Annotated in this window: 20 protein-coding genes; 12 read left to right on the forward strand and 8 right to left on the reverse strand. The window is 70.2% G+C overall.

All coding sequences use genetic code 11. The features are described from left to right. Positions 1 to 13: 13 nt before the first annotated feature. From ACIRP2_RS18090 to ACIRP2_RS18105, 4 genes are all read left to right on the forward strand, one after another. The gene (locus tag ACIRP2_RS18090) at positions 14 to 1,150 is read left to right on the forward strand and encodes a hypothetical protein (RefSeq protein WP_404251312.1); all 1,137 of its coding nucleotides are present in this window, start codon (positions 14 to 16) and stop codon (positions 1,148 to 1,150) included. Positions 1,151 to 1,310: 160 nt separating this feature from the next. Beyond that, positions 1,311 to 2,762: a DUF2252 domain-containing protein gene (locus ACIRP2_RS18095; protein WP_404251314.1), complete on the forward strand. Its 1,452-nt coding sequence runs from the start codon at positions 1,311 to 1,313 to the stop codon at positions 2,760 to 2,762. Between the two features lie 58 nt (positions 2,763 to 2,820). Then, positions 2,821 to 3,810, forward strand: a complete 990-nt coding sequence (locus ACIRP2_RS18100; RefSeq protein WP_404251316.1) for a hypothetical protein — start codon at positions 2,821 to 2,823, stop codon at positions 3,808 to 3,810. A gap of 46 nt (positions 3,811 to 3,856) precedes the next feature. Next, positions 3,857 to 4,201, forward strand: coding sequence for a rhodanese-like domain-containing protein (locus tag ACIRP2_RS18105; protein WP_404251318.1), 345 nt, complete (start codon positions 3,857 to 3,859; stop codon positions 4,199 to 4,201). A gap of 86 nt (positions 4,202 to 4,287) precedes the next feature. Here ACIRP2_RS18105 and ACIRP2_RS18110 read toward each other — a convergent pair whose 3' ends face one another. The 6 genes from ACIRP2_RS18110 to paaA all read right to left on the reverse strand — a co-directional run bounded on the left by ACIRP2_RS18110 (position 4,288) and on the right by paaA (position 9,159). After that, entirely contained in the window at positions 4,288 to 5,475 is a 1,188-nt protein-coding gene (locus tag ACIRP2_RS18110) for an acyl-CoA dehydrogenase family protein (protein WP_404251320.1), read from the reverse strand. A 135-nt stretch (positions 5,476 to 5,610) separates the two neighbouring features. After that, positions 5,611 to 6,669 carry a 2Fe-2S iron-sulfur cluster-binding protein gene (locus tag ACIRP2_RS18115; RefSeq protein WP_404251322.1) on the reverse strand — a complete coding sequence of 353 codons (1,059 nt, stop codon included), beginning with the start codon at positions 6,667 to 6,669 and terminating at the stop codon, positions 5,611 to 5,613. Then, the gene (gene paaD / locus ACIRP2_RS18120; RefSeq protein ID WP_404251324.1) at positions 6,670 to 7,176 is read right to left on the reverse strand and encodes a 1,2-phenylacetyl-CoA epoxidase subunit PaaD; all 507 of its coding nucleotides are present in this window, start codon (positions 7,174 to 7,176) and stop codon (positions 6,670 to 6,672) included. Further along, positions 7,170 to 7,871, reverse strand: coding sequence for a 1,2-phenylacetyl-CoA epoxidase subunit PaaC (paaC, locus tag ACIRP2_RS18125; protein ID WP_404251326.1), 702 nt, complete (start codon positions 7,869 to 7,871; stop codon positions 7,170 to 7,172). The genes paaD and paaC overlap by 7 nt, the downstream gene beginning before the upstream one ends. Then, positions 7,868 to 8,158, reverse strand: a complete 291-nt coding sequence (paaB, locus tag ACIRP2_RS18130; protein ID WP_327368469.1) for a 1,2-phenylacetyl-CoA epoxidase subunit PaaB — start codon at positions 8,156 to 8,158, stop codon at positions 7,868 to 7,870. Before paaB ends, paaC begins: the two co-directional genes overlap by 4 nt. Beyond that, positions 8,155 to 9,159 carry a 1,2-phenylacetyl-CoA epoxidase subunit PaaA gene (gene paaA, locus ACIRP2_RS18135; protein ID WP_404251329.1) on the reverse strand — a complete coding sequence of 335 codons (1,005 nt, stop codon included), beginning with the start codon at positions 9,157 to 9,159 and terminating at the stop codon, positions 8,155 to 8,157. The genes paaB and paaA overlap by 4 nt, the downstream gene beginning before the upstream one ends. A gap of 119 nt (positions 9,160 to 9,278) precedes the next feature. On the opposite strand from paaA, the gene ACIRP2_RS18140 reads away from it, so the two are divergent. The 3 genes from ACIRP2_RS18140 to ACIRP2_RS18150 all read left to right on the forward strand — a co-directional run bounded on the left by ACIRP2_RS18140 (position 9,279) and on the right by ACIRP2_RS18150 (position 12,111). Next, the gene (locus tag ACIRP2_RS18140) at positions 9,279 to 10,040 is read left to right on the forward strand and encodes a DUF5819 family protein (protein ID WP_404251331.1); all 762 of its coding nucleotides are present in this window, start codon (positions 9,279 to 9,281) and stop codon (positions 10,038 to 10,040) included. After that, positions 10,037 to 11,329 (forward strand): HTTM domain-containing protein, encoded by a 1,293-nt coding sequence (locus tag ACIRP2_RS18145; protein ID WP_404251333.1) that lies wholly within the window; start codon positions 10,037 to 10,039, stop codon positions 11,327 to 11,329. The genes ACIRP2_RS18140 and ACIRP2_RS18145 overlap by 4 nt, the downstream gene beginning before the upstream one ends. A gap of 131 nt (positions 11,330 to 11,460) precedes the next feature. Next, positions 11,461 to 12,111 carry a TrmH family RNA methyltransferase gene (locus tag ACIRP2_RS18150; RefSeq protein ID WP_404251936.1) on the forward strand — a complete coding sequence of 217 codons (651 nt, stop codon included), beginning with the start codon at positions 11,461 to 11,463 and terminating at the stop codon, positions 12,109 to 12,111. A gap of 317 nt (positions 12,112 to 12,428) precedes the next feature. On the opposite strand, the gene paaN is transcribed toward ACIRP2_RS18150, so the two are convergent. Next, a complete protein-coding gene (gene paaN, locus ACIRP2_RS18155; protein ID WP_404251335.1) occupies positions 12,429 to 14,129 on the reverse strand; it encodes a phenylacetic acid degradation protein PaaN in 1,701 nt (566 codons plus the stop codon). A gap of 123 nt (positions 14,130 to 14,252) precedes the next feature. Between paaN and ACIRP2_RS18160 the strand changes: the two genes are divergently transcribed. Further along, the gene (locus ACIRP2_RS18160; protein WP_404251337.1) at positions 14,253 to 14,846 is read left to right on the forward strand and encodes a TetR/AcrR family transcriptional regulator; all 594 of its coding nucleotides are present in this window, start codon (positions 14,253 to 14,255) and stop codon (positions 14,844 to 14,846) included. 180 nt (positions 14,847 to 15,026) lie between these two features. On the opposite strand, the gene ACIRP2_RS18165 is transcribed toward ACIRP2_RS18160, so the two are convergent. After that, complete coding sequence (locus ACIRP2_RS18165) at positions 15,027 to 15,548, reverse strand: Lrp/AsnC family transcriptional regulator (RefSeq protein WP_404251339.1); 522 nt, start codon at positions 15,546 to 15,548, stop codon at positions 15,027 to 15,029. Positions 15,549 to 15,794: 246 nt separating this feature from the next. On the opposite strand from ACIRP2_RS18165, the gene pdhA reads away from it, so the two are divergent. From pdhA to ACIRP2_RS18185, 4 genes are all read left to right on the forward strand, one after another. Then, the gene (gene pdhA, locus ACIRP2_RS18170) at positions 15,795 to 16,958 is read left to right on the forward strand and encodes a pyruvate dehydrogenase (acetyl-transferring) E1 component subunit alpha (RefSeq protein WP_404251341.1); all 1,164 of its coding nucleotides are present in this window, start codon (positions 15,795 to 15,797) and stop codon (positions 16,956 to 16,958) included. Further along, positions 16,955 to 17,986 (forward strand): alpha-ketoacid dehydrogenase subunit beta, encoded by a 1,032-nt coding sequence (locus ACIRP2_RS18175; protein WP_404251343.1) that lies wholly within the window; start codon positions 16,955 to 16,957, stop codon positions 17,984 to 17,986. Before pdhA ends, ACIRP2_RS18175 begins: the two co-directional genes overlap by 4 nt. After that, entirely contained in the window at positions 17,986 to 19,470 is a 1,485-nt protein-coding gene (locus ACIRP2_RS18180; RefSeq protein ID WP_404251345.1) for a dihydrolipoamide acetyltransferase family protein, read from the forward strand. The genes ACIRP2_RS18175 and ACIRP2_RS18180 overlap by 1 nt, the downstream gene beginning before the upstream one ends. Positions 19,471 to 19,568: 98 nt before the next feature. Next, positions 19,569 to 20,417: an NTP transferase domain-containing protein gene (locus ACIRP2_RS18185; protein ID WP_404251347.1), complete on the forward strand. Its 849-nt coding sequence runs from the start codon at positions 19,569 to 19,571 to the stop codon at positions 20,415 to 20,417. Positions 20,418 to 20,577 lie beyond the last annotated feature (160 nt).

Below are 20,577 nucleotides of genomic sequence, written 5' to 3' on the forward strand. Positions count from 1 at the left end.
TGGAGTGTTCCGCATGTCCTCAGGCCCGAGTGCCGCCGCCGGCTCCACCGCCGCCGCCCTGCGTCATGTGCTGAGCCATCTCGTCACACCACTGCTGATGTGCATCGGCATGGGGCTCGCCTACCTCGGGGCGTTCCACGCCCCCGAGCCGCATGATCTGCGGGTGGACGTGGTCGGATCCGGGCCGAGCGCACGGGTGCTCGCGCAGACACTGCAGGACAAGGGCGACGGGGCGCTGAGCGTGCGCACGGTCCCCGATCGCGCGGCCGCCGAGAACAACCTGAGGGACCAGGCGAGTTACGGCGCCTATCTGCCGGGGAAACACCCCGAGCTGCTGGTGGCGAGCGCATCCTCCGACACCAGCGCCACGGTCGTCGAGAAGGTCTTCACCAAGGTCGCGGCCGAACAGGGGCACCCGCTGAAGGTGACCGACACCGCACCGACGGCCGCGGGCGATCCGACAGGTCAGGGCATCTTCTTCCTGTTGGTCGCGGTGAGCATCGGCTCCTACGCGTCGGTCGCGGTGATCGGCGGCGCGGGCGCGGTGCTGGGGCTGCGGATCAGGGCCGCACTGGCGGTCGCCGCATCCCTGGTGGTGAGCGTGATCGGGGCGGTGTTCGCCGGCCCGATGTTCGGCCTCGTGGATCACGGGCTCGGCGGTCTGTGGGCGATGGCCTGGCTCTACTCGGCGGGCATTCTGCTGATAGGCGTCGGGCTGCACACCTTCCTCAAGCGATGGACGACGCTCGGCGTGATGGTGCTCTTCGTGATGCTCAACTTCACGAGCTCGGGCGGCATCTTCCGGCCCGAGCTGCAGCCCGGGTTCTTCGGTGCGCTGCACTCGTTCTGGAACGGCGCGGGCTTCGTCGAGGGGGTACGCAGCCATGTGTACTTCGGCGGACACGCGCTCGGCCGGCAGGTGCTGGTGCTGGCGCTCTGGTTCGTGGTGGGTCTGGCAGTGATGGGCCTGGCGGGGGCGGCCGAGGCGAAGCGGCGGAAGGTCGCGACAAAGACGGCTCCGGCCGTCGCCGGATCCGTCGAGGGCGGGGGAGCACAGGGACGGGGGCGGCACGTCAGGGCCGAAGTCCCGACCGGGGCGGACGGCTCGGAAGAGCTGGAGGAAGAGCTGGAAGAAGCCGTTGCCGTCTGACCAGGGCAGAGAGTCGTCCGAACCATGTTGTCCACAGGTCGGTCGGTGAGTTCTCCACAGGGGCGGACGGCTTTCGGTGGACGGCGGTAGCTTCGTCGCAATTGATCTGCGACAGGGCGTCGGGCCAGGAGCGCAGGACGAGGACGGGGGAGGCCGCGCCATGGGCGAAATCGAAGCGACAGTGCCTGTTCAGCGGGGTGTCACAGGTGGTCCGCGCATTCCGGTCGTGCCCGGATTCGCGCCGCAAGCGGCTGTGGCGGGCGGAAGCGCCTCGCAGTCGCCCAAGAAGGCGGGCAAGGCGCTGCGGGAGAGGGTGCCACGGGCCTCTCACTCCTCCCTGGTCCTTCCGGCAGGCCGGCCCGATGCCGTGCGGGCGGTCGAGGAGTCGAGCCGGGGCAGGGTGCCCGCACTCGCCCCGATCCGAGTGGGGCGGATGGCGGCCACACCGTTCGCCTTTCTGCGCGGCTCGGCCGGGCTGATGGCCCATGACCTGACGGGCACACCGGTCAGCGGGGTGGGTGCGCAGCTCTGCGGCGATGCGCACGCGGCGAATTTCGGGCTGTACGGCGATGCGCGGGGCAGCCTGGTCATCGATCTGAACGACTTCGACGAGACCGTCTTCGGCCCCTGGGAATGGGACCTCAAGCGGCTCGCGGTCTCGCTGGTGCTTGCCGGCCGGGAGGCCGGGGCGGACGAGGACACCTGCCGCCGGGGCGCGTACGACACGGTGGGCGCGTATCGACGGACGATGCGACTGCTGGCCGGACTGCCCACGCTCGACGCCTGGAACGCCATCGCGGACGAGGAGTTGGTCTCACACACGGACGCGCGGGATCTGCTCGGCACCCTGGAGCGGGTCTCGGAGAAGGCGCGCAAGAACACCAGCGCCCGTTTCGCGGCCAAGTCCACCGAGAACTCCGGGGACGGCGGACGCCGCTTCGTCGATGCGCCGCCGGTGCTGCGGCGCGTGCCGGACGAGGAGGCCGCGGCGGTGGCGGCGGGGCTCGGCGACTACCTGGGCACGATCTCCGAGGACCGGGTGCCGCTCCTCGCCAGGTACGCGATCCACGATGTGGCGTTCCGGGTGGTCGGCACGGGGAGCGTCGGCACCCGGTCGTACGTGGTGCTCCTGCTCGATCACCGGGGTGAGCCCTTGGTCCTGCAGGTGAAGGAGGCACGGCCCTCCGTGCTGGCTCCTCACCTGCCGGCTGTCGGGTTCGATGTGCCGGAGGTGGCGCACGAGGGACGCCGGGTGGTGCTCGGGCAGAAGCGGATGCAGGTCGTCAGCGACATCCTGCTGGGGTGGGCCACCGTCGGCGGACGGCACTTCCAGGTGCGGCAGTTCAGGAACCGGAAGGGCAGTGTGGATCCGGCGGCTCTGGCGGCCGACCAGGTCGACGACTACGGCCGGATGACCGGCGCGCTGCTCGCGCGGGCCCATGCGCACAGCGCGGATCCACGCCTGATAGCGGGCTACTGCGGCAGGAACGAGGAGCTGGACGAAGCGGTGGCGGCGTTCGCGGTGATGTACGCGGACCGTACCGAGGCGGACCACGCGGAGTTGGTGCGGGCCGTCGGAGCAGGGCGAATAGCCGCTGAACGGGGCGTGTGAGGGACATCGGGCCGACCGTGCGTCCTCGGGGCGCGGGTGGTGGCCATACGCTGGACGGGTGACCCACGAAGCCGCCGGGGTGCCGACCACCCGGAACGACGAAGACCGGCAGGACAACGACCGGCAGCACGAGCATCATGAGCAGGACGCGCGTCATGTCCGGCCGGGCGGTGCTGGTGCCGGTTCCGAAGCGGACGCTTCCGCTGGAACTGCCGAGGAGACGGGCGGGGCTGTCGGCGGGACCCCCGAGGAGACCGGCGGGACCGCCGAGGGGGCCCGGCCCGAGGCTCGACTCGCCAAGGCCGTGCGGGCGGCGGAGCAGGCGCTGATCGAATTCGAGATCGCGGTGGAGACCTTCCGGGTCGAGGTCGAGAATTTCTCCCGGCTGCACCATCAGAAGCTCGGGCCGATGTACGCCCGCCTCGATGAGCTCGATGCCCAGATCGCGGAGGCCCGCGCCGCCCGGACCGGTGACCCCGAGGACCTCCGCAAGGCACAGGAGGCCCGGGCGATCGTGATGCCGATGCCGGGCGTCGACGAGCTGTTCCACGACTGGATCGACTCGGACGGGCTGTCCCCCGAGGCGGCGGCGATGCTGACCGAGCAGCCGGTCCGGCCGCCCAAGCGGGTCCGGCCGACCGAAGAGGCGCGCAAGCTCTACCGCGAGCTGGCGCGCAAGGCCCACCCGGACCTGGCACAGGACGAGACGGAGCGGGCGCGCCGGGAGGAGTTCATCACCCGCGTCAACGCCGCCTATGGGCGCGGGGACGAGGCGCTTCTGACGGAGCTGGCGCAGGAGTGGGCGGCAGGGCCGGTGGTGCCGGAGACCGAGCTGAGCGAGAGCGAGGAGCTCTACGCCCGGCTGAACTGGCTGACCCAGCGCAAGGAACTCCTCACGGTGCTCGCCCAGGAGCTCGAGGAGAGTGCCATCGGGTCCATGCTGCGGATGGCACCCGATGATCCGGACCGGCTGCTCGACGAGATCGCCGATCAGCTGCTGGGCGAGGTCGCTCAGCGAGAGGCGGAGCTGGCAGGTCTGGTGCAGTAGCGTTCCTGGTGACTTTGGAGCGTACGTACGAGAGAAGGCATGACCCATGAATTTCGCCCCGCTGCCCTCGCTGGACGTCGCGGCGGTTCCGTCGGACGGCTTCGTGCTGGACGTCCGGGAGGACGACGAATGGGCGGCCGGGCACGTCGAGGGCGCCCTGCACATCCCGATGAGCGACTTCGTGGGGCGCTTCGGTGAGCTGACCGAGGCCGCCGAGGACGGTCGGCGCGTACATGTGATGTGCCGGGTCGGTGGCCGGTCCGCCCAGGTCACCCAGTACCTGGTGCAGCAGGGCATCGACGCCGTGAACATCGACGGAGGGATGCTCGCCTGGGACGGCGCCGGACGGCCGATGGTCACCGACAACGGCTCCGCTGCCTTCGTCCTCTGAGCCCGGGTGGCTGCCCGGCCGCCGGGGCACCGGGTGCTCACGGCCGGTGCCGAGGTCGTGGCGGACGTTCGAGGTCCTGGTCGGGTTCAGCCGAGGAGGTGCGCGGCCAGCAGGTCGCCCAGCGCTTCCTCGTGCGCCGCTGCCGGACCGAGGGAGAGCTCGATCTGCTTCGCCCAGGCATGGAAGCGGTGCAGCGGACAGTCCGTGTCCGCACCGAAGCCCCCGTGCAGGTGCTGCGCGGTCTGTACGACCCGGCGGACACCGTCCGAGGCCCAGATCTTCGCCACGGCGATGTCGCCCTCGGCGGGAAGCGCGCCGTCGGCGCGGGTGGAGATGCGCCAGGCCGCCTGCCACAGCGTCACTTCCATGGCACGCAGGTCGATGTAACGGTCCGCGGCTTGTACGGCGACGGACTGGAAGGTCGCGACCGGAAAGCCGAACTGTTCGCGCTTGCCGGTGTAATCGCTCGTCATGGCGAGTACGGCCTCACCCAGCCCGAGAGCCAGCGCGCAGGTCCCCGTGGTGAGCAGGGCGCGCAGCCAGTCCCAGGCCCCGGCGGCGTCCATCAGCGCACGGTTGTCGATCCGCACCGAGTCCAGCCGGACCTCGGCGAACAGCTCTCCATTCGTGGAGACCTGCTCGGCCAGGGTGACGCCTTCGTGGGTGGGCCGGACCAGGGCGACAACGGCTCGGCCCTCGTCCGTGTGGGCGGGAACCGCGATCCAGTCCGCGGCCTGTGCCCAGGGCACCCCTGACTGCAGGCCGTCGAGCACCCAGTCCGCAGCGCCATCGGCGGCATCCGTGGGGGCCTCGCCGGACGGATCGTTCGTCGCGGGAGCGACGCGGCCGGCGGTGACCGCGAGTTCGGCCGGATCGTGACCGGAGCGGCCGTTGGCCCCGACGGTGAGGATCAATTCGCCCCGGCCGACCCGTGGAAGCAGCTCGGCGGCCAGCCCGCGGTCGCCGTAGCGTTGGAGCGCCATGGCGACCGCACACGTCTCCAGCAGCGGCACCCGTGCGAGCACCCTGGCGGATTCGCGCAGCACCAGACAGAGCGCGACGAGATCGAGTCCGGCCCCGCCGTGTTGTGGCGACAGTGTCAGGCTCAGCAGGTCGCCCGCCGCGAGCCCGGCCCACAGAGGCCGGTCGATGTCCTCGGACACCGCGCCCGGTACGAGAGCGGGGCTGGGCACCCCGTCCGGCGCAACGCCCGAGAAGACCGCTCTCGCCGCCTCCGTGGCTGCCTGCTGTTCCTCGGTGAAGGTGAAGTCCACTGCCCTGGCCTCCCGCCAACCGCTGCCCTCGTGAACCGATCTGACGGTTCGTCAAGATAGAACAGGTTCTATGAGAAGGGAACAGACAGGGGCACGGGCCGTGGGCAGGGAGGGGAAGGAGCGCCGGGGGTGCTGTCAGCGGTCGAAGTCGAGCTCCACCTCCGGAGTGACCGGATGGGACTGGCACGCCAGCACATAGCCGGCACCTGTCTCCTCGGGTTCCAGCGCGAAGTTGCGGTCCATCCGCACTTCGCCCGAGACCAGGAACGCCCGGCAGGTCCCGCACACACCACCCTTGCAGGCGTACGGTGCGTCGGAGCGGCTGCGCAACACGGTTTCCAGCAGTGATTCGCCGTCCTGCACCGGCCATGTGCCGGAGCGGCCGTCCAGGGTCGCGGTGAGTCTGCTGTGAGCCGGTGTCTCGGCCCGGGTGCGGGCAGGCGCGTTCGCGCCGTCGTCCACATGGAAGATCTCCTGGTGGATACGGGTCCGGTCCACGCCCAGGCCGTGCAGTGCGCTTTCGGCCGCCTGGACCAGCCCGAACGGCCCGCACAGATACCAGCCGTCCACCTCTGTCACCGGAAGCAGCGAGGGCAGCAGCCCGGTGAGCCGGTCCCGGTCCAGTCGGCCGGACGGAAGACCTGCCTGCTGCTCCTCCCGGGAGAGCGCCGTCACCAGCTGGAACCGGTCGGGGTAGCGGTCCTTGAGGTCGGCGACCTCGTCCAGGAACATCGTCGAGACCGCGGTCCGGTCGCTGCGGATCAGACAGAAACCGGCGTCGGGCTCCCGTGCCAGCAGTGTCGCCGCGATCGACAGCACCGGTGTGATCCCGCTGCCTCCGACGATCGCCGCGAAATATCCGGCGCGCGGTGCGAGCACGAAGCGGCCCATCGGAGGCATTGCCTCCACCAGGTCACCGACAGCGAGTTCCTTCAGTGCGTAGGTGGAGAACACGCCGCCGTCGACGAGCCGAATCCCGACACGTAGTACCGGATCGGCCGGTTGCTCGACGGCCGGGGAACAGATCGAGTACGAGCGGCGGATCTCCTCGCCGTCGACGGAGTAGCGCACATTGAGGTGCTGTCCCGGCTTGTGCCGGAAGGTCTCGCGAAGCTCGGGCGGCACGGCGAGGGTGACGGCCACCGAATCGTCCGTGAGCCGTTCGACAGCGCGGACCCGGAGCGGATGGAACATCTACAACTCCTTGAAATGGTCGAACGGTTCGCGGCACGTCACGCACCGGCGCAGTGCCTTGCAGGCGGTGGAGGAGAACCGGCTCAGCAGCTCCGTATCGGTCGAGCCGCAGTGCGGGCAACGCACCGAGAGCGTGAGCGGCACCGGGCCGCCCGCGGGGACTTCGACGCCGCGAGGGCGCGGGGGTGCGATGCCGAATTCGGCGAGCTTGCGCCGCCCCTCCGCGCTGATGTCGTCCGTGGACCAGGCCGGCGAGAGCACCGTGACCACGGAGACCTCCGGTATGCCGTGGTCATGCAGCACCCGCTCGATGTCGGCGGACATGGCCTCGATCGCCGGACAGCCGGTGTAGGTCGGGGTGAGACGCACGGTCACCCTGCCGGGTGCGAGCACGTCCACGCCGCGGAGCACGCCCAGCTCGTCCAGAGTCAGCACCGGCAGTTCCGGATCGGGCACGGAGCCCGCGATCCGGTGCAGCTCCTCCTCCAGGAGTGTCTCGGTCACCATGACGCCCCCGGGTGGCTGCGATGCAGATGCTGCATCTCGGCGATCATCCGGCCGAAGGGTTCGGTGTGGATGCCCTGACGGCCCGCGCCCGCCGTCCACGCTCCGGACTGCGGACCGTCCGGCACGGTCAGCGTGGCCTGCTCCAGCACCGTGGTGACGGACTCCAGCCAGTCGCTGCGCAGCGACTGCCAGTCGATCTCCAGGCCCTCGACGGGCTGGAACAATTCGCCGGTGAACCGCCACAGCGCGTCCACCGCGCGCTGCATCCGCTCGTGGCTCTCGGTCGTGCCGTCGCCGAGCCGCAGTGTCCAGTGCTCCGCATGGTCCTGGTGGTACGCGACCTCCTTGACCGCCTTCGCCGCCAGCGCGGCGAACGGGCCGTCACCGGCCGACAACTGCTCGTACAGCAGTCGCTGGTAGCCGGAGAAGTAGAGCTGGCGGGCGATGGTGTGGGCGAAGTCGCCGTTCGGCTGCTCGACCAGCTGGACGTTGCGAAAGGCGCGTTCCTCTCGCAGATACGCCAGTTCGTCCTCGTCCCCGACGAGGGAGAGCAGCAATCGGGCCTGCCCCAGCAGGTCCAGGGCGATGTTGGCGAGGGCCACTTCCTCTTCCAGCACCGGGGCGTGGCCCGCCCACTCCCCCAGCCGGTGCGAGAGCACCAGCGCGTCGTCGCCCAGGGCGAGAGCCGCGGTCACAGGTGCTTCACCCCTTCCGGGATCTCGTAGAACGTCGGGTGCCGGTAGGGCTTGTCGCCGGCCGGCTCGAAGAAGGAATCCTTCTCGTCCGGCGAGGAGGCCGTGACCTGTGCGGACGGGACCACCCAGATGGAGACGCCCTCGGAGCGGCGCGTGTAGAGATCGCGCGCGTTGCGCAGGGCCATTTCCGCGTCCGGGGCGTGCAGGCTGCCCGCGTGGGTGTGGGACAGCCCGCGGCGCGAACGCACGAACACCTCCCACAGCGGCCATTCGGTCGAGCTGTTCATGCCGTCGCCTCCCCGTTCCTCGGTGCTGTGTGCTTCTCGGCGTACGCGATCGCCGCGTCCCGTACCCAGGCCCCCTCCTCGTGCGCCCGGCGGCGCTGGGTGAGGCGCTGCTCGTTGCACGGGCCGTTGCCCTTGAGGACTTCCTGGAACTCCGTCCAGTCGATGGCTCCGAAGTCGTGCTGTGCGCGCTCCTCGTTCCACCGGAGATCCGGGTCCGGAAGGGTGAGCCCCAGTGCCTCGGCCTGTGGGACACAGATGTCCACGAAGCGCTGCCGCAGCTCGTCGTTGGAGTGCCGCTTGATCTTCCAGGTCATCGACTGCGCCGAGTGCGCCGATGCGTCGTCCGGTGGGCCGAACATCATCAGGGACGGCCACCACCAGCGGTTCACCGCGTCCTGCGCCATTTCGTGCTGGGCCGGGGTGCCGCGGCTGAGGGTGAGCAGCAGCTCGTACCCCTGGCGCTGGTGAAAGGACTCCTCCTTGCAGATGCGCACCATCGCCCGGGCGTACGGGCCGTAGGAGCAACGGCAGAGCGGTACCTGATTGGTGATCGCGGCGCCGTCCACCAGCCAGCCGATCGCTCCGACGTCCGCCCAGGTCAGCGTGGGGTAATTGAAGATCGACGAATATCTCTGACGGCCCGCGTGGAGTTTGTCGAGCAGTTCCTCACGGCTGGTGCCGAGCGTTTCCGCGGCGCTGTACAGATAGAGCCCGTGCCCGGCCTCGTCCTGGACCTTGGCCATGAGGATCGCCTTGCGGCGCAGCGAGGGCGCCCGCGAGATCCAGTTGGCCTCCGGCTGCATTCCGATGATTTCGGAGTGGGCGTGCTGGGCCATTTGCCTGACCAGCGAGGCGCGGTAGGCATCCGGCATCCAGTCACGGGGCTCGATGCGCTCTTCCGCCGCGACCGCGGCGTCGAAGCCCGCCTCCAGAGCCTCGACCGTCCCTTCGGGTCCGCCTGCTCCCGCCTGCGCCGCCTGGCTCGCAGTCACTGCCGTCATCCCGGGCTCCCTACCGACCGACCGATCGTTCGGTTCAATGTCTTCAATGGTGAGTCGGCGGCCCGTAGGGTGTCAACCCTGTGGATGACGGACCGGGGATCGACGGGGATCGGGGCGGGATGGATTCGTACGACGACAGGGGCGCCGAAGGCGGGAACGGGAGCACCGGGCCGGGGGCGGGGCGGGCCGAGAGCACGGTGTCCGACGTCGTTCAGCGGCCGGGGCCGGGAGCCCGTGCCGGCATGGCCGCCCTGTCGCTTCCGTACCAGATCGTCGCCGCGATCGCGCTGTCCGTCATCGGGCTGGTCGCCTGCGCCCAGCTGGCCATGGTGTTCCTCCATGTCGCACCCCCCAACACGCTGACGAAACAGCATGGGAAAGCGGTCGACGAGTGGATCTACCCCGAGTTCGAACAGAACTGGAAGCTCTTCGCCCCGAATCCGCTTCAGCAGAACGTGGCCGTTCATGTGCGGGCCGAGATAGTCGGCGCCGACAGCCGCCGCACCACACCCTGGATGAGCCTTTCCGCCGAGGACGGCCGCGCGATACGCGGCAATCTGCTCCCCAGCCACATCCACCAGAACGAACTGCGTCGCGGCTGGGACTTCTACATCGGCTCCCACGACAACGAGGACCGGGCGAACGGCCTGCGCGGTGAGCTGTCCGAGCGCTACCTCCGCCGAATAGCGATGGCACGCCTGAGCGAGCACGACTACGGCGGCACCATCGAGCGCATCCAGATCCGTTCCGAGACGCGGTCGGTCGGGGCGCCCGACTGGAGCGAGGAGAAGATCAGTACGAAGCCGTCCTACCGAGTGCTGCCCTGGTGGACCGTGACCCCCGCCGACCTTCCCGAGAACACCGAGGGGGCGGACAAGTGAGTACGTTCACCTTCGACCGCAAGCTCGCCCGCGGCATCCAGCGCATCACCTCCTCGGCTCTCGGCCCGTACCAGAGCGCCGTCATCCGGATCGGATTCTCCGCCACCTATCTGCTGTTCCTGCTGCGCGAACTGCCGCATCGCCACGCGATGTACGGCCCCGACAGCCCATGGGGCTGGGACATGGCGAAGCAGCTCATATCGGGCAATCAAGCTTTCACCGTGCTCATGTGGTCGGACAGTGCGGTCTGGTTCGAGATCGTGTACGCGGTGGCGCTGCTCTCCGCCGCGCTGCTGATGGTCGGCTGGCACACCCGTGCCACGTCGGTCCTGTTCATGGTCGGTGTGCTCTCCCTTCAGAACCGCAGCATCTTCATGGGTGACGGCGGCGACAACGTCATCCATCTGATGGCGATCTACCTCGTGCTGACGCGCTGCGCACAGGTCTGGTCGTTGGACGCCCGGCGCGTGGCTCGTGCAGCCCGTGCGGCGGAGACGGATGGCGGAGCAGAAGCGGGTGAGGGCGCGGAAGCGGCGGCGGATGCCGGTGATCCTCGGCGCCCGGTGCGGGGTGACGTGGCCGGTCCGGTTCTCTGGGGACTGCTGGGCCTGGTCCTGATCGTGGCCACCCTGACGGACGGCCTCGGCGGTACCTGGTGGCTTCCGGTTCTCCTCTGGGTCCTCTGGGTCGGCCAGGGCGTCTGGTGGGCCCTGAATCGCCGCGCGCCGCACAGCGAGGCGCGCACTCTGCTCGACGTCATCGCCAACCTCGCCCACAACGCGACCCTCGTCGTGATCATGGCCGAGGTCTGTGTGATCTATGCGACGGCGGGTTGGTACAAGATCCAGGGGTCGCGGTGGCAGGACGGCACGGCGCTGTACTACCCGCTCAAGCTCGACTACTTCACGCCCTGGCCCGCGCTGTCGGACATCCTCGCTTCCAACGGTGTGATGGTGATGCTGCTGACGTACGGCACGGTCGTCGTGCAGGTCGCCTTCCCCTTCACGCTGTTCAACCGGCGGGTCAAGAACGTCCTGCTCGTCGTCATGATGTGCGAGCACGCCGGAATCGCCCTGCTGCTCGGGCTGCCCTTCTTCTCGATGGCGATGATCGCCGCCGACTCCGTCTTCCTGCCGACCGTCTTCCTCGTGTGGCTCGGCGGCCGGGTGACGCTCGGGCGGGAGCTGCTGTTCTCGCGCCAGGACAAGGTTCCCGGGCCGCGGCGGGCCGTCGATGACGAGGAGGCGCCGCAGCACAGCGGCGACGGGGGCCATACGCTCGTCGGGTGAGTAGTGAGAGCGGCAGCAGCACTGGTGGCACCGTCGGCCCCGGCGGGAAATCCCCGACCGGGGAGTCCGCGGGGTCGGAACCGTCCGGCGAGTCCGTTCCGACGGCAGATCCTGGTCAGGCCGCGGAACCGATGCAGTACGACGACGGGTTCGGGACGGAGATCGGCGTCGGGCCGCACCCGCTTCCCTGGCCCGTGGACGAGCGGTACGACCCCGAGCTGCTTGCCCACGGCGACCGGCGCAATGTGGGTGACGCCTACCGGTACTGGACGCGGGAGGCGATCGTCGCCGATCTGGACCTACGGCGGCATGACTTCCACGTGGCGGTCGAGAACTGGGGCCATGACTTCAATATCGGCTCCGTCGTGCGCACCGCGAACGCCTTCCTCGCCAAGGAGATCCACATCGTGGGGCGGCGGCGCTGGAACCGGCGCGGTGCGATGGTCACCGACCGGTACCAGCATGTGCGGCACCACCCCGACACGGAGTCGCTGACGACGTGGGCGGCGGCGGAGGGGCTGCCGATCATCGGGATCGACAATCTGCCGGGGTCGGTGCCGCTGGAGCGGACCGAGTTGCCGCAGCGGTGCGTGCTGCTCTTCGGGCAGGAAGGGCCCGGACTGACCGACGAGGCCCGCAAGCACGCGGCCATGGTGTGCTCCATCGCTCAGTTCGGGTCGACGCGGTCGATCAACGCGGGCGCGGCGGCCGCGATCGCCATGCACGCGTGGGTGCAGAGGTATGCGGAGATTCCGGGGGACGTACGGAAACCCGGGGTCTGACGCAGGGGACGTGGCGAGGTACGAGGGCGAGGTACAGGTACGTGCACGGACAGGACGCGTGGTTGCGGGCCGCGGCCCCTCCACCCGCCTCTTCACAGGGGCGGAGGGCCCTCCTCCGGCCGGGGCCCCGTCCCGGCCCCGTCCCCACCGGTCCCCTCTCCTCGAACTCCGGAGAGATCGGACGGCCCACGGGCATCGCCGGCGGGGAGGGACAAGGAGGGGCGGTGCGGGCGAACCTCCGGAGGCCCGGGAGAGGTCCGGGGGGCGCGGAAGTCCGGGCGGACGGGGAGGGGCGGGCCGACGGCTCGGAACGCGGGTTACGCCTGGCGACGGACTTCCACCATGCGGAAGCGGTTTGATACGAAGGCCCCGTCGCACAGGGCCGCGTTCGCAGCCGGGTTGCCCCCCGAGCCGTGGAAGTCGGAGAACGCCGCAGTCTGGTTGACGTACACCCCACCGGTCAGATTCAGCGAGAGCTGGGCCGACTCGTCCAGGCAGACGTCCTCCACCGCGCGCTCCACCTCCGGTGAGGTGGTGTACGCGCCCACCGTCATCGCGCCCTTGTCACGAATCGTGCGGCGGAGCAGTTCCACGGCGTCGGCGGTCGAGTCGACCGCCACCGCGAAGGAGACCGGCCCGAAGCACTCCGACAGGTAGTGCTCCTCGTCGTCCGGCTTGGTGCCGTCCAGTTTGACGAGGACAGGGGTGCGGACCACGGCGTCGGGGAATTCCGGGTTGGCCACCTCCCGGGAGGGCAGGGCCACCTCTCCCACCTCCGCGGCCGCGTCCAGACGGGCCTTCACATCGGGGTTGACCAGGGCGCCGAGCAGCGCGTTCGCCCGGGAGTCGTCGCCCAGCAGTCCGCCGACAGCGGCCGCGATGTCGTCGACGACCTCGTCGTACGTCTTGTCGCCGGCATCGGTGGTGATGCCGTCCCGGGGGATCAGCAGATTCTGTGGGGTCGTACACATCTGCCCGCTGTACAGAGAGAGGGAGAACGCCAGGTTGGCGAGCATCCCCTGGTAGTTGTCGGTGGAGTCGAGGACGATCGTGTTGACTCCGGCCTTCTCCGTGTAGACCTGGGCCTGGCGGGCGTTGGCCTCCAGCCAGTCGCCGAAGGCGGTGGATCCGGTGTAGTCGATGATCTTGATCTCGGGGCGGACCGCCAGGGTCTTCGCGATGCCCTCACCCGGTCGTTCGGTGGCCAGAGCGACCAGGTTGGCGTCGAAGCCCGCCTCGGCGAGCACCTCGCGTGCCAGCTGCACCGTGAGCGCCAGCGGGAGCACGGCGCGCGGATGCGGCTTGACCAGGACGGGATTGCCGGTGGCCAGGGAGGCGAAGAGCCCGGGATAGCCGTTCCACGTGGGGAACGTGTTGCAGCCGATCAGGAGCGAGATGCCACGGGGTGCCGCGACGAACGACTTGTGCAGTCGGAGCGGATCGCGCTTGCCCTGGGGCTTGGACCAGTCGGCGCTCCGCGGGGTGCGGATCTGCTCCTCGTACGCGTACGCCACCGCTTCCAGGCCGCGGTCCTGGGCGTGCGGGCCGCCCGCCTGGAACGCCATCATGAAGGCCTGGCCGCTGGTGTGCATCACCGCGTGGCCGAACTCATGGGTCCGGGCGCTGATGCGCGCGAGGATCTCCAGGCAGACCAGGGCCCTGGTCTCGGGGCCCGCCGCGCGCCAGGCGGCCATGCCCGTACGCATCGCGGGAAGCAGGACGTCCAGGTCGGCGTGCGGGTACTCGACGCCCAGCTCGGGCCCGTAGGGAGAGATCTCTCCGCCCGTCCAGCCGTCGGTGCCCGGCTGGCCGAGGTCGAGCCGGGTGCGCAGCACGGCGTCGAAGGCGGCCTTGCCCTCGGCGGCGCTCAGGCTGCCGGCGGCACCACCCTCGCCGTACGCCTTCGGATGCTCGGGGTGCGGGGACCAGTAGGCGCGCGTACGGATCGCGTCGAGGGCCTGGTCGAGCGTGGGGCGGTGCTTCTCGGACAGCAGGTGCGGGGAGAGCTCGGCGGCCATGACGGACCAACTCCTCATCGAGCTGGGCAGGGACGGGCGGACAGAGTTAGAGTAACCGAACGATCGGTCGGGACAAGGGGGCCCGCCAAACCTGTGGACAACTCGTAGGGGAGGATCGCGGACATGACCACGGCCAAGCGGGACACGTACACCCCGGAGACTCTGCTCACCGTCGCCGTCCGTGTCTTCAACGAGCGCGGCTACGACGGCACGTCCATGGAGCATCTCTCCAAGGCGGCGGGCATCTCCAAGTCGTCCATCTACCACCACGTCGCGGGCAAGGAGGAGCTGCTCCGCCGGGCGGTGAGCCGGGCGCTGGACGGGCTCTTCGGGATTCTCGACGAGCCGGGGGCGACGCGGGGACGTGCGATCGAGCAGGTCGAGTACGTCACCCGGCGTACCGTCGATGTGCTCATAGCCGAACTGCCCTACGTCACGCTGCTGCTGCGCGTACGGGGAAACACGAAGACCGAGCGCTGGGCCATGGAGCGCCGCCGCGAGTTCGACCATCGGGTGACCGATCTGCTGAGAGCGGCGGTCGCGGACGGCGATCTCCGCTCCGACGTGGACATACGGCTGGTGACACGACTGCTCTTCGGAATGGTCAACTCGCTGGTGGAGTGGTACCGCCCGCAACCGGACGGTGGTGTCGACGGGGAGCGGCTGGCCGACACGCTCGTCCGGGTCGCCTTCGACGGGATGCGGTCCGACCGCTGAACCGGTCAGGCCGGGAGAGGACCGGAGCACCGTCCTGCGGTGCGACGGATGCCTTGCGTTCGCCCGGGTTCCTGTCCGCCCGCACGGCTTCTGAAGGGATTGCGTGCGTGCGCGGGTCGCGCGCGTGCGCGGGTCCCGTGGCGGAGCGAGTCGTGTTCCCGGTTCGGATTCCGGTCTCCGTCACGTGAGCTCGGTGGGCCGGTCCGGGCCCGGTGCGAGGTCCGTCTCCTCGAACACCAGAAGTGTGCGGGTGGAGAGCACCTCCGGGATGGCCTGGATCCTGGTCAGGACCAGCTCGCGCAGTGACCGGTTGTCCGGGGTGTGCACCAGCAGCAGGACGTCGAAGTCGCCGCTGACGAGTGCGATGTGAGTGGCCCCCGGCAGCGCTTGGAGCTGCTCGCGAACAGTGCGCCAGGAATTCTGGACGATCTTGAGCGTGATGTACGCGGAGGCGCCCTGCCCCGCCCGTTCATGGTTCACCCGCGCGCTGAAGCCGCGGATCACGCCGTCCTCGACGAGCCGGTTGATCCGGGCGTACGCGTTGGCCCGGGACACGTGGACGCGATCGGCCACCGAGCGTATCGAGGCGCGGCCGTCCGTCTGGAGCAGTCGCAGGATGTCGCGGTCGATGGCGTCGAGCGGGCGCGCGGGCGGAACCTGGCCGGAGCCGTCGCCCCCGACGGCCATTTGTTCAGCTGACATGTGCCCGCGCCTCCCTGTCCTGGACGACCTGCCCCTATCCCAGGCTGTGGAGAACCGTTTGTCCACAGGCTGAAGGCGCCTGTAGCCAAAATGCGCTCGCGACCGAACAATCGGTAGGTGAGGCGCACCACACCCGTGCCTCGGACAGCGCTCGACATTTCGATGCTTTTCGACACCCTCGGCATCGGACGATCCCCGATGCCGCCAGACGCCGCTCGAAACCCTCGATGCCAGGAGGTGCTTGTCATGACGGTCCAAGAGCTGCCCGGCGCGGCTGCTTACCGGCCCACGCCGCCCCCGGCCTGGAAGCCGCTCACGGATCCCGCGCCGCTGCTCCCGGACCCCGAGCCGTACCGCGTGCTCGGCACCGACGCCGCTGCCGATGCCGACCCCGAGCTGCTGCTGCGGCTCTACGCGGAGCTGGTCCGCGGCCGGCGGTACAACGCGCAGGCGACCGCTCTCACCAAGCAGGGCCGACTCGCCGTCTACCCGTCGAGCACGGGGCAGGAGGCCTGCGAGATAGCTGCCGCCCTGGTGCTGGAGGAGCGGGACTGGCTCTTTCCCAGCTATCGCGACACGCTCGCGGCCGTGGCGCGAGGCCTGGACCCGGTCGAGGCACTGACCTTGCTGCGCGGAGACCGGCACACCGGCTACGACCCGCGCGAGCACCGCATCGCACCACTGTGCACGCCCCTCGCCACCCAGCTGCCGCACGCCGTGGGCCTGGCACACGCGGCGCGTCTGAAGGGCGACGACGTGGTGGCGCTGGCCATGGTCGGGGACGGCGGAACCAGTGAGGGCGACTTCCACGAGGCGCTGAATTTCGCGGCCGTCTGGCGGGCCCCGGTCGTCTTCCTCGTACAGAACAACGGCTTCGCGATCTCCGTACCGCTGGCGAAGCAGACCGCCGCGCCCTCCCTCGCGCACAAGGCCGTGGGGTACGGGATGCCGGGCCGGCTGGTGGACGGCAACGACGCGGCCGCCGTGCACCAGGTCCTCGGCGAGGCGGTCGCGCGGGCCCGGAGCGGTGGCGGTCCGACGCTCGTCGAGGCGGTGACGTACCGCATGGACGCCCATACGAACGCCGACGACGCCACTCGATACCGCGTCGAGAGCGAAGTGGAGGCATGGCGTGCGCACGATCCGATCCAGCTCCTGGAGCGGGAGCTGACCGGGCGGGGGCTGCTCGGCGACGAAGGGATCGAGGAGGCGCGCGCGGCCGCGGAGCGGATGGCGGCGGCTCTGCGCGAGCGGATGAACGCCGATCCGGTGCTCGACCCGATGGATCTCTTCGCCCATGTCTACGCGGAACAGACCACACAACTCCGGGAGCAGGCAGCGCGGTTGCGTGTGGAGCTGGACGCCGAGCAGGACCAGCACGGCCACAACGACGTGGAGGAAGGGCGATGACCACCGCAGCGGCGCCGACCGGAGAGCGTACGGCGAAGGCCAAACCCGCCACCATGGCGCAGGCGCTCGGGCGAGCGCTGCGCGACGCGATGGCCGAGGACCCGACGGTGCACGTCCTCGGCGAGGATGTGGGCACACTCGGTGGCGTCTTCCGGATCACCGACGGCCTGGCGAAGGAATTCGGCGAGGACCGTTGCACGGACACCCCGCTTGCCGAGGCGGGCATTCTCGGTACGGCTGTCGGCATGGCGATGTACGGGCTGAGGCCCGTGGTGGAGATGCAGTTCGACGCCTTCGCCTATCCCGCGTTCGAGCAGCTCATGAGTCATGTGGCCAAGATGCGGAACCGGACGGCCGGTGCCATGCCGTTGCCGATCACGGTGCGGGTGCCGTACGGCGGCGGGATCGGCGGGGTCGAGCACCACAGCGACTCCTCGGAGGCGTACTACATGGCGACGCCCGGCCTCCAGGTCGTCGCGCCCGCCACCGTCGAGGACGCGTACGGGCTGCTGAGGGCCTCGATCGCCTCCGACGACCCGGTGGTCTTCCTGGAGCCGAAACGGCTCTACTGGTCGAAGGCCGACTGGTCGCCCGATGCTCCGGTGACGGTGGAACCGATCGGACGCGCCGTCGTCCGTCGGTCCGGGCGCAGCGCGACGCTGATCACGTACGGGCCGTCGCTGCCGGTCTGTATGGAGGCCGCGGAAGCAGCCGTCGAAGAGGGCTGGGATCTCGAAGTGGTCGATCTGCGCTCACTGGTGCCGTTCGACGACGAGACCGTCGCCGCTTCCGTGCGGCGTACGGGGCGCGCGGTGGTCGTCCATGAGTCCTCCGGTTTCGGCGGTCCGGGCGGCGAGATCGCGGCCCGGATCACCGAGCGTTGCTTCCACCATCTGGAGGCGCCGGTGCTACGGGTCACCGGGTTCGACATTCCGTATCCGCCGCCGATGCAGGAGCGGCACCATCTGCCGGGCGTGGACCGGGTGCTCGACGCGGTTGCCCGCTTGCAGTGGGAGGCGGAGAGCTGATGCCTCAGGTTCTCGAATTCAAGCTGCCGGACCTCGGCGAGGGGCTGACCGAGGCGGAGATCGTGCGCTGGCTGGTGGAGGTCGGCGATGTCGTCGCCATCGACCAGCCGGTCGTCGAGGTGGAGACGGCCAAGGCGATGGTGGAAGTGCCGTGCCCGTACGGGGGCGTGGTGACCGCCCGGTTCGGCGAGGAGGGCGCGGAGCTTCCGGTCGGGGCGCCGCTGCTGACGGTGGCGGTGGGGACCGAGGGAGTTTTGGGGGCCGAGGAAGCCTCGGGGCCTCGGAGATCGGCGGGCGCGGGGACGGACGAGGGCTCGGGCTCGGTCGCGGAGGCCGGGGCTGCGGTGGTGGCGTCGGCTGGGGCCGAGTCGTCAGGAAATGTGCTGGTCGGGTACGGGACGGGCGCACCGTTGGCGCGCCGTCGGCGGGTTCGTCCCGAGGCGATGGGGGCGCCCGCTGCCCCACATGCGACGGCTGTGGCAGCGAGTACCGCATCTGTGCCGGACCCGGTGCGGGGGCCGGTGGCCGTGGTCTCCCCGCTGGTACGGAAGCTGGCGCGGCAGCACGACCTCGACCTGCGGCAACTGGCGGGGTCCGGGCCCGACGGGCTGATCCTGCGAGCCGATGTCGAGTCCGCGATCAGGGCAAAGGCCGAACAGAAGGCGGCTCCTCTGCCGACCGCGGTCCCGGTCTCGGTTCCGGTGCCGGAGCCGGGAACGATGCCGGGAGAGGTTTCTGAACCGTCGTCGCGGCCCCCGGTGGCGCGGGGGGCGGGGAGCCCGGCCGTGGAGCGGATCCCGTTGCGTGGGGTGCGCGGCGCGGTGGCCGACAAGTTGGCGCGCAGTCGGCGGGAGATTCCCGATGCCACGTGCTGGGTCGACGCCGACGCCACCGAGCTGATGGCCGCCAGGTCCGCGATGAACAGCGCCGGTGGTCCGGCCGCCGGCCCCAAGGTGTCGGTGCTTGCCCTGCTGGCGCGTATCTGCGTCGCCGCGCTGGCCCGCTTTCCCGAGCTCAACTCCATGGTGGACGCGGAGGCGCGGGAGATCGTGCGGCTGCCGGAGGTCCATCTCGGGTTCGCGGCCCAGACCGAGAGGGGCCTGGTCGTCCCGGTCGTCCGGGACGCGCACACCGGGAACGTCGACTCGATCGGTTCCGAGATCGCCCGGCTCACCGAGGCGGCCCGGAACGGCAGGCTGACCCCGGCGGAGCTGACCGGCGGCACGTTCACGCTGAACAACTACGGGGTGTTCGGGGTCGACGGTTCGACCCCGATCATCAACCACCCGGAGGCGGCCATGCTGGGCGTCGGCCGGATCGTTCCCAAGCCGTGGGTGCACGGGGGCGAGCTGGCCGTACGCCAGGTCGTCCAGCTCTCGCTGACCTTCGACCATCGGGTGTGCGACGGCGGGACGGCGGGCGGTTTCCTGCGCTATGTGGCCGACTGCGTGGAGCAACCGGCCTTGCTGCTGCGCACGTTGTAGGCGAAATCGGCCGCGGGCTCTCGTTCTCCCCCTCGTCGATCCGCCGGATCGCGGACGGGGCGGATCGACGGGAGGCCGCGGCCCGCATACTCGGATGCATGACCGCGTATGACGCCATCGTTCTGGCCGGAGGAGCCGCCAAGCGGCTCGGCGGCGCCGACAAGCCGGGGATCCTGGTCGGTGGCCGTGCGCTGCTCGACCGGGTCCTCGCGGCCTGCGCCGATGCCTCGGCCACCGTGGTGGTGGGCGGGCGGCGGCCCACCGTGCGCACAGTGACCTGGACGCGCGAGGAACCGCAGGGCGCCGGCCCATTGGCCGCGCTCGACGCCGGGGTTCGGCGGACCTCCGCGGAGTGGGTCCTCGTCCTCTCGGCCGATCTGCCGTTCCTGGGGAAGGGCACCGTCGGAGCTCTGCTGGCCGCCGCCGGTGAAGGACAGCGCGACGGGGCCCTGTGCATCGATCAGGACGGTCGTGATCAGCCGCTCGTCGCCGTCTACGGTGCCGAACCGCTGCGCCGCGAGCTCGCCCTGCTCGCCACCGAGCACGGCAGTCTGTCCGGGCTTCCCCTGCGGTTGCTGACGAATGAACTCGACCTCGCCCGGGTGGAGGCCGGTCCGCTCGCCTCCTTCGACTGCGACACCTGGGAGGACATTGCGTCGGCCCGTGCCCGTATCAGAGAGCATGGGGCGGTGCTGGACGAATGGATCACTGCAGTCAAGAACGAGCTGGGCATCGAACTCGACGTCGACACCGACGTCCTGCTCGATCTGGCCCGTGACGCCGCTCACGGCGTCGCCCGGCCCGCCGCGCCCCTGACGACCTTCCTGGTCGGCTACGCGGCGGCGAAGGCGAGCAGGGAAGGCGACGGCCCGGCGGCGGTTGCCGAGGCCGCTCGCAAGGCCGCCGCGCTCGCCCTCCGGTGGGCGGACGAGAACGAGACGCAATGACGGCCCACGACAGCAGATCCGACCCGCCTCCTGCCGCCGACGTCGCATCGATGGGCGTCGGCCCCTCGGTGAGCGCCAGTCCCTCAGAGGGTGCCGGTCCCTCGACGGGCTCCGCTCCCTCGGCGGGGGTCGGGCCCTCTGCCCGTGACCGTGCGGCTTC

The sequence above is a fragment of the Streptomyces sp. NPDC101194 genome (genome assembly GCF_044767885.1).
Lineage (GTDB): Bacteria > Actinomycetota > Actinomycetes > Streptomycetales > Streptomycetaceae > Streptomyces.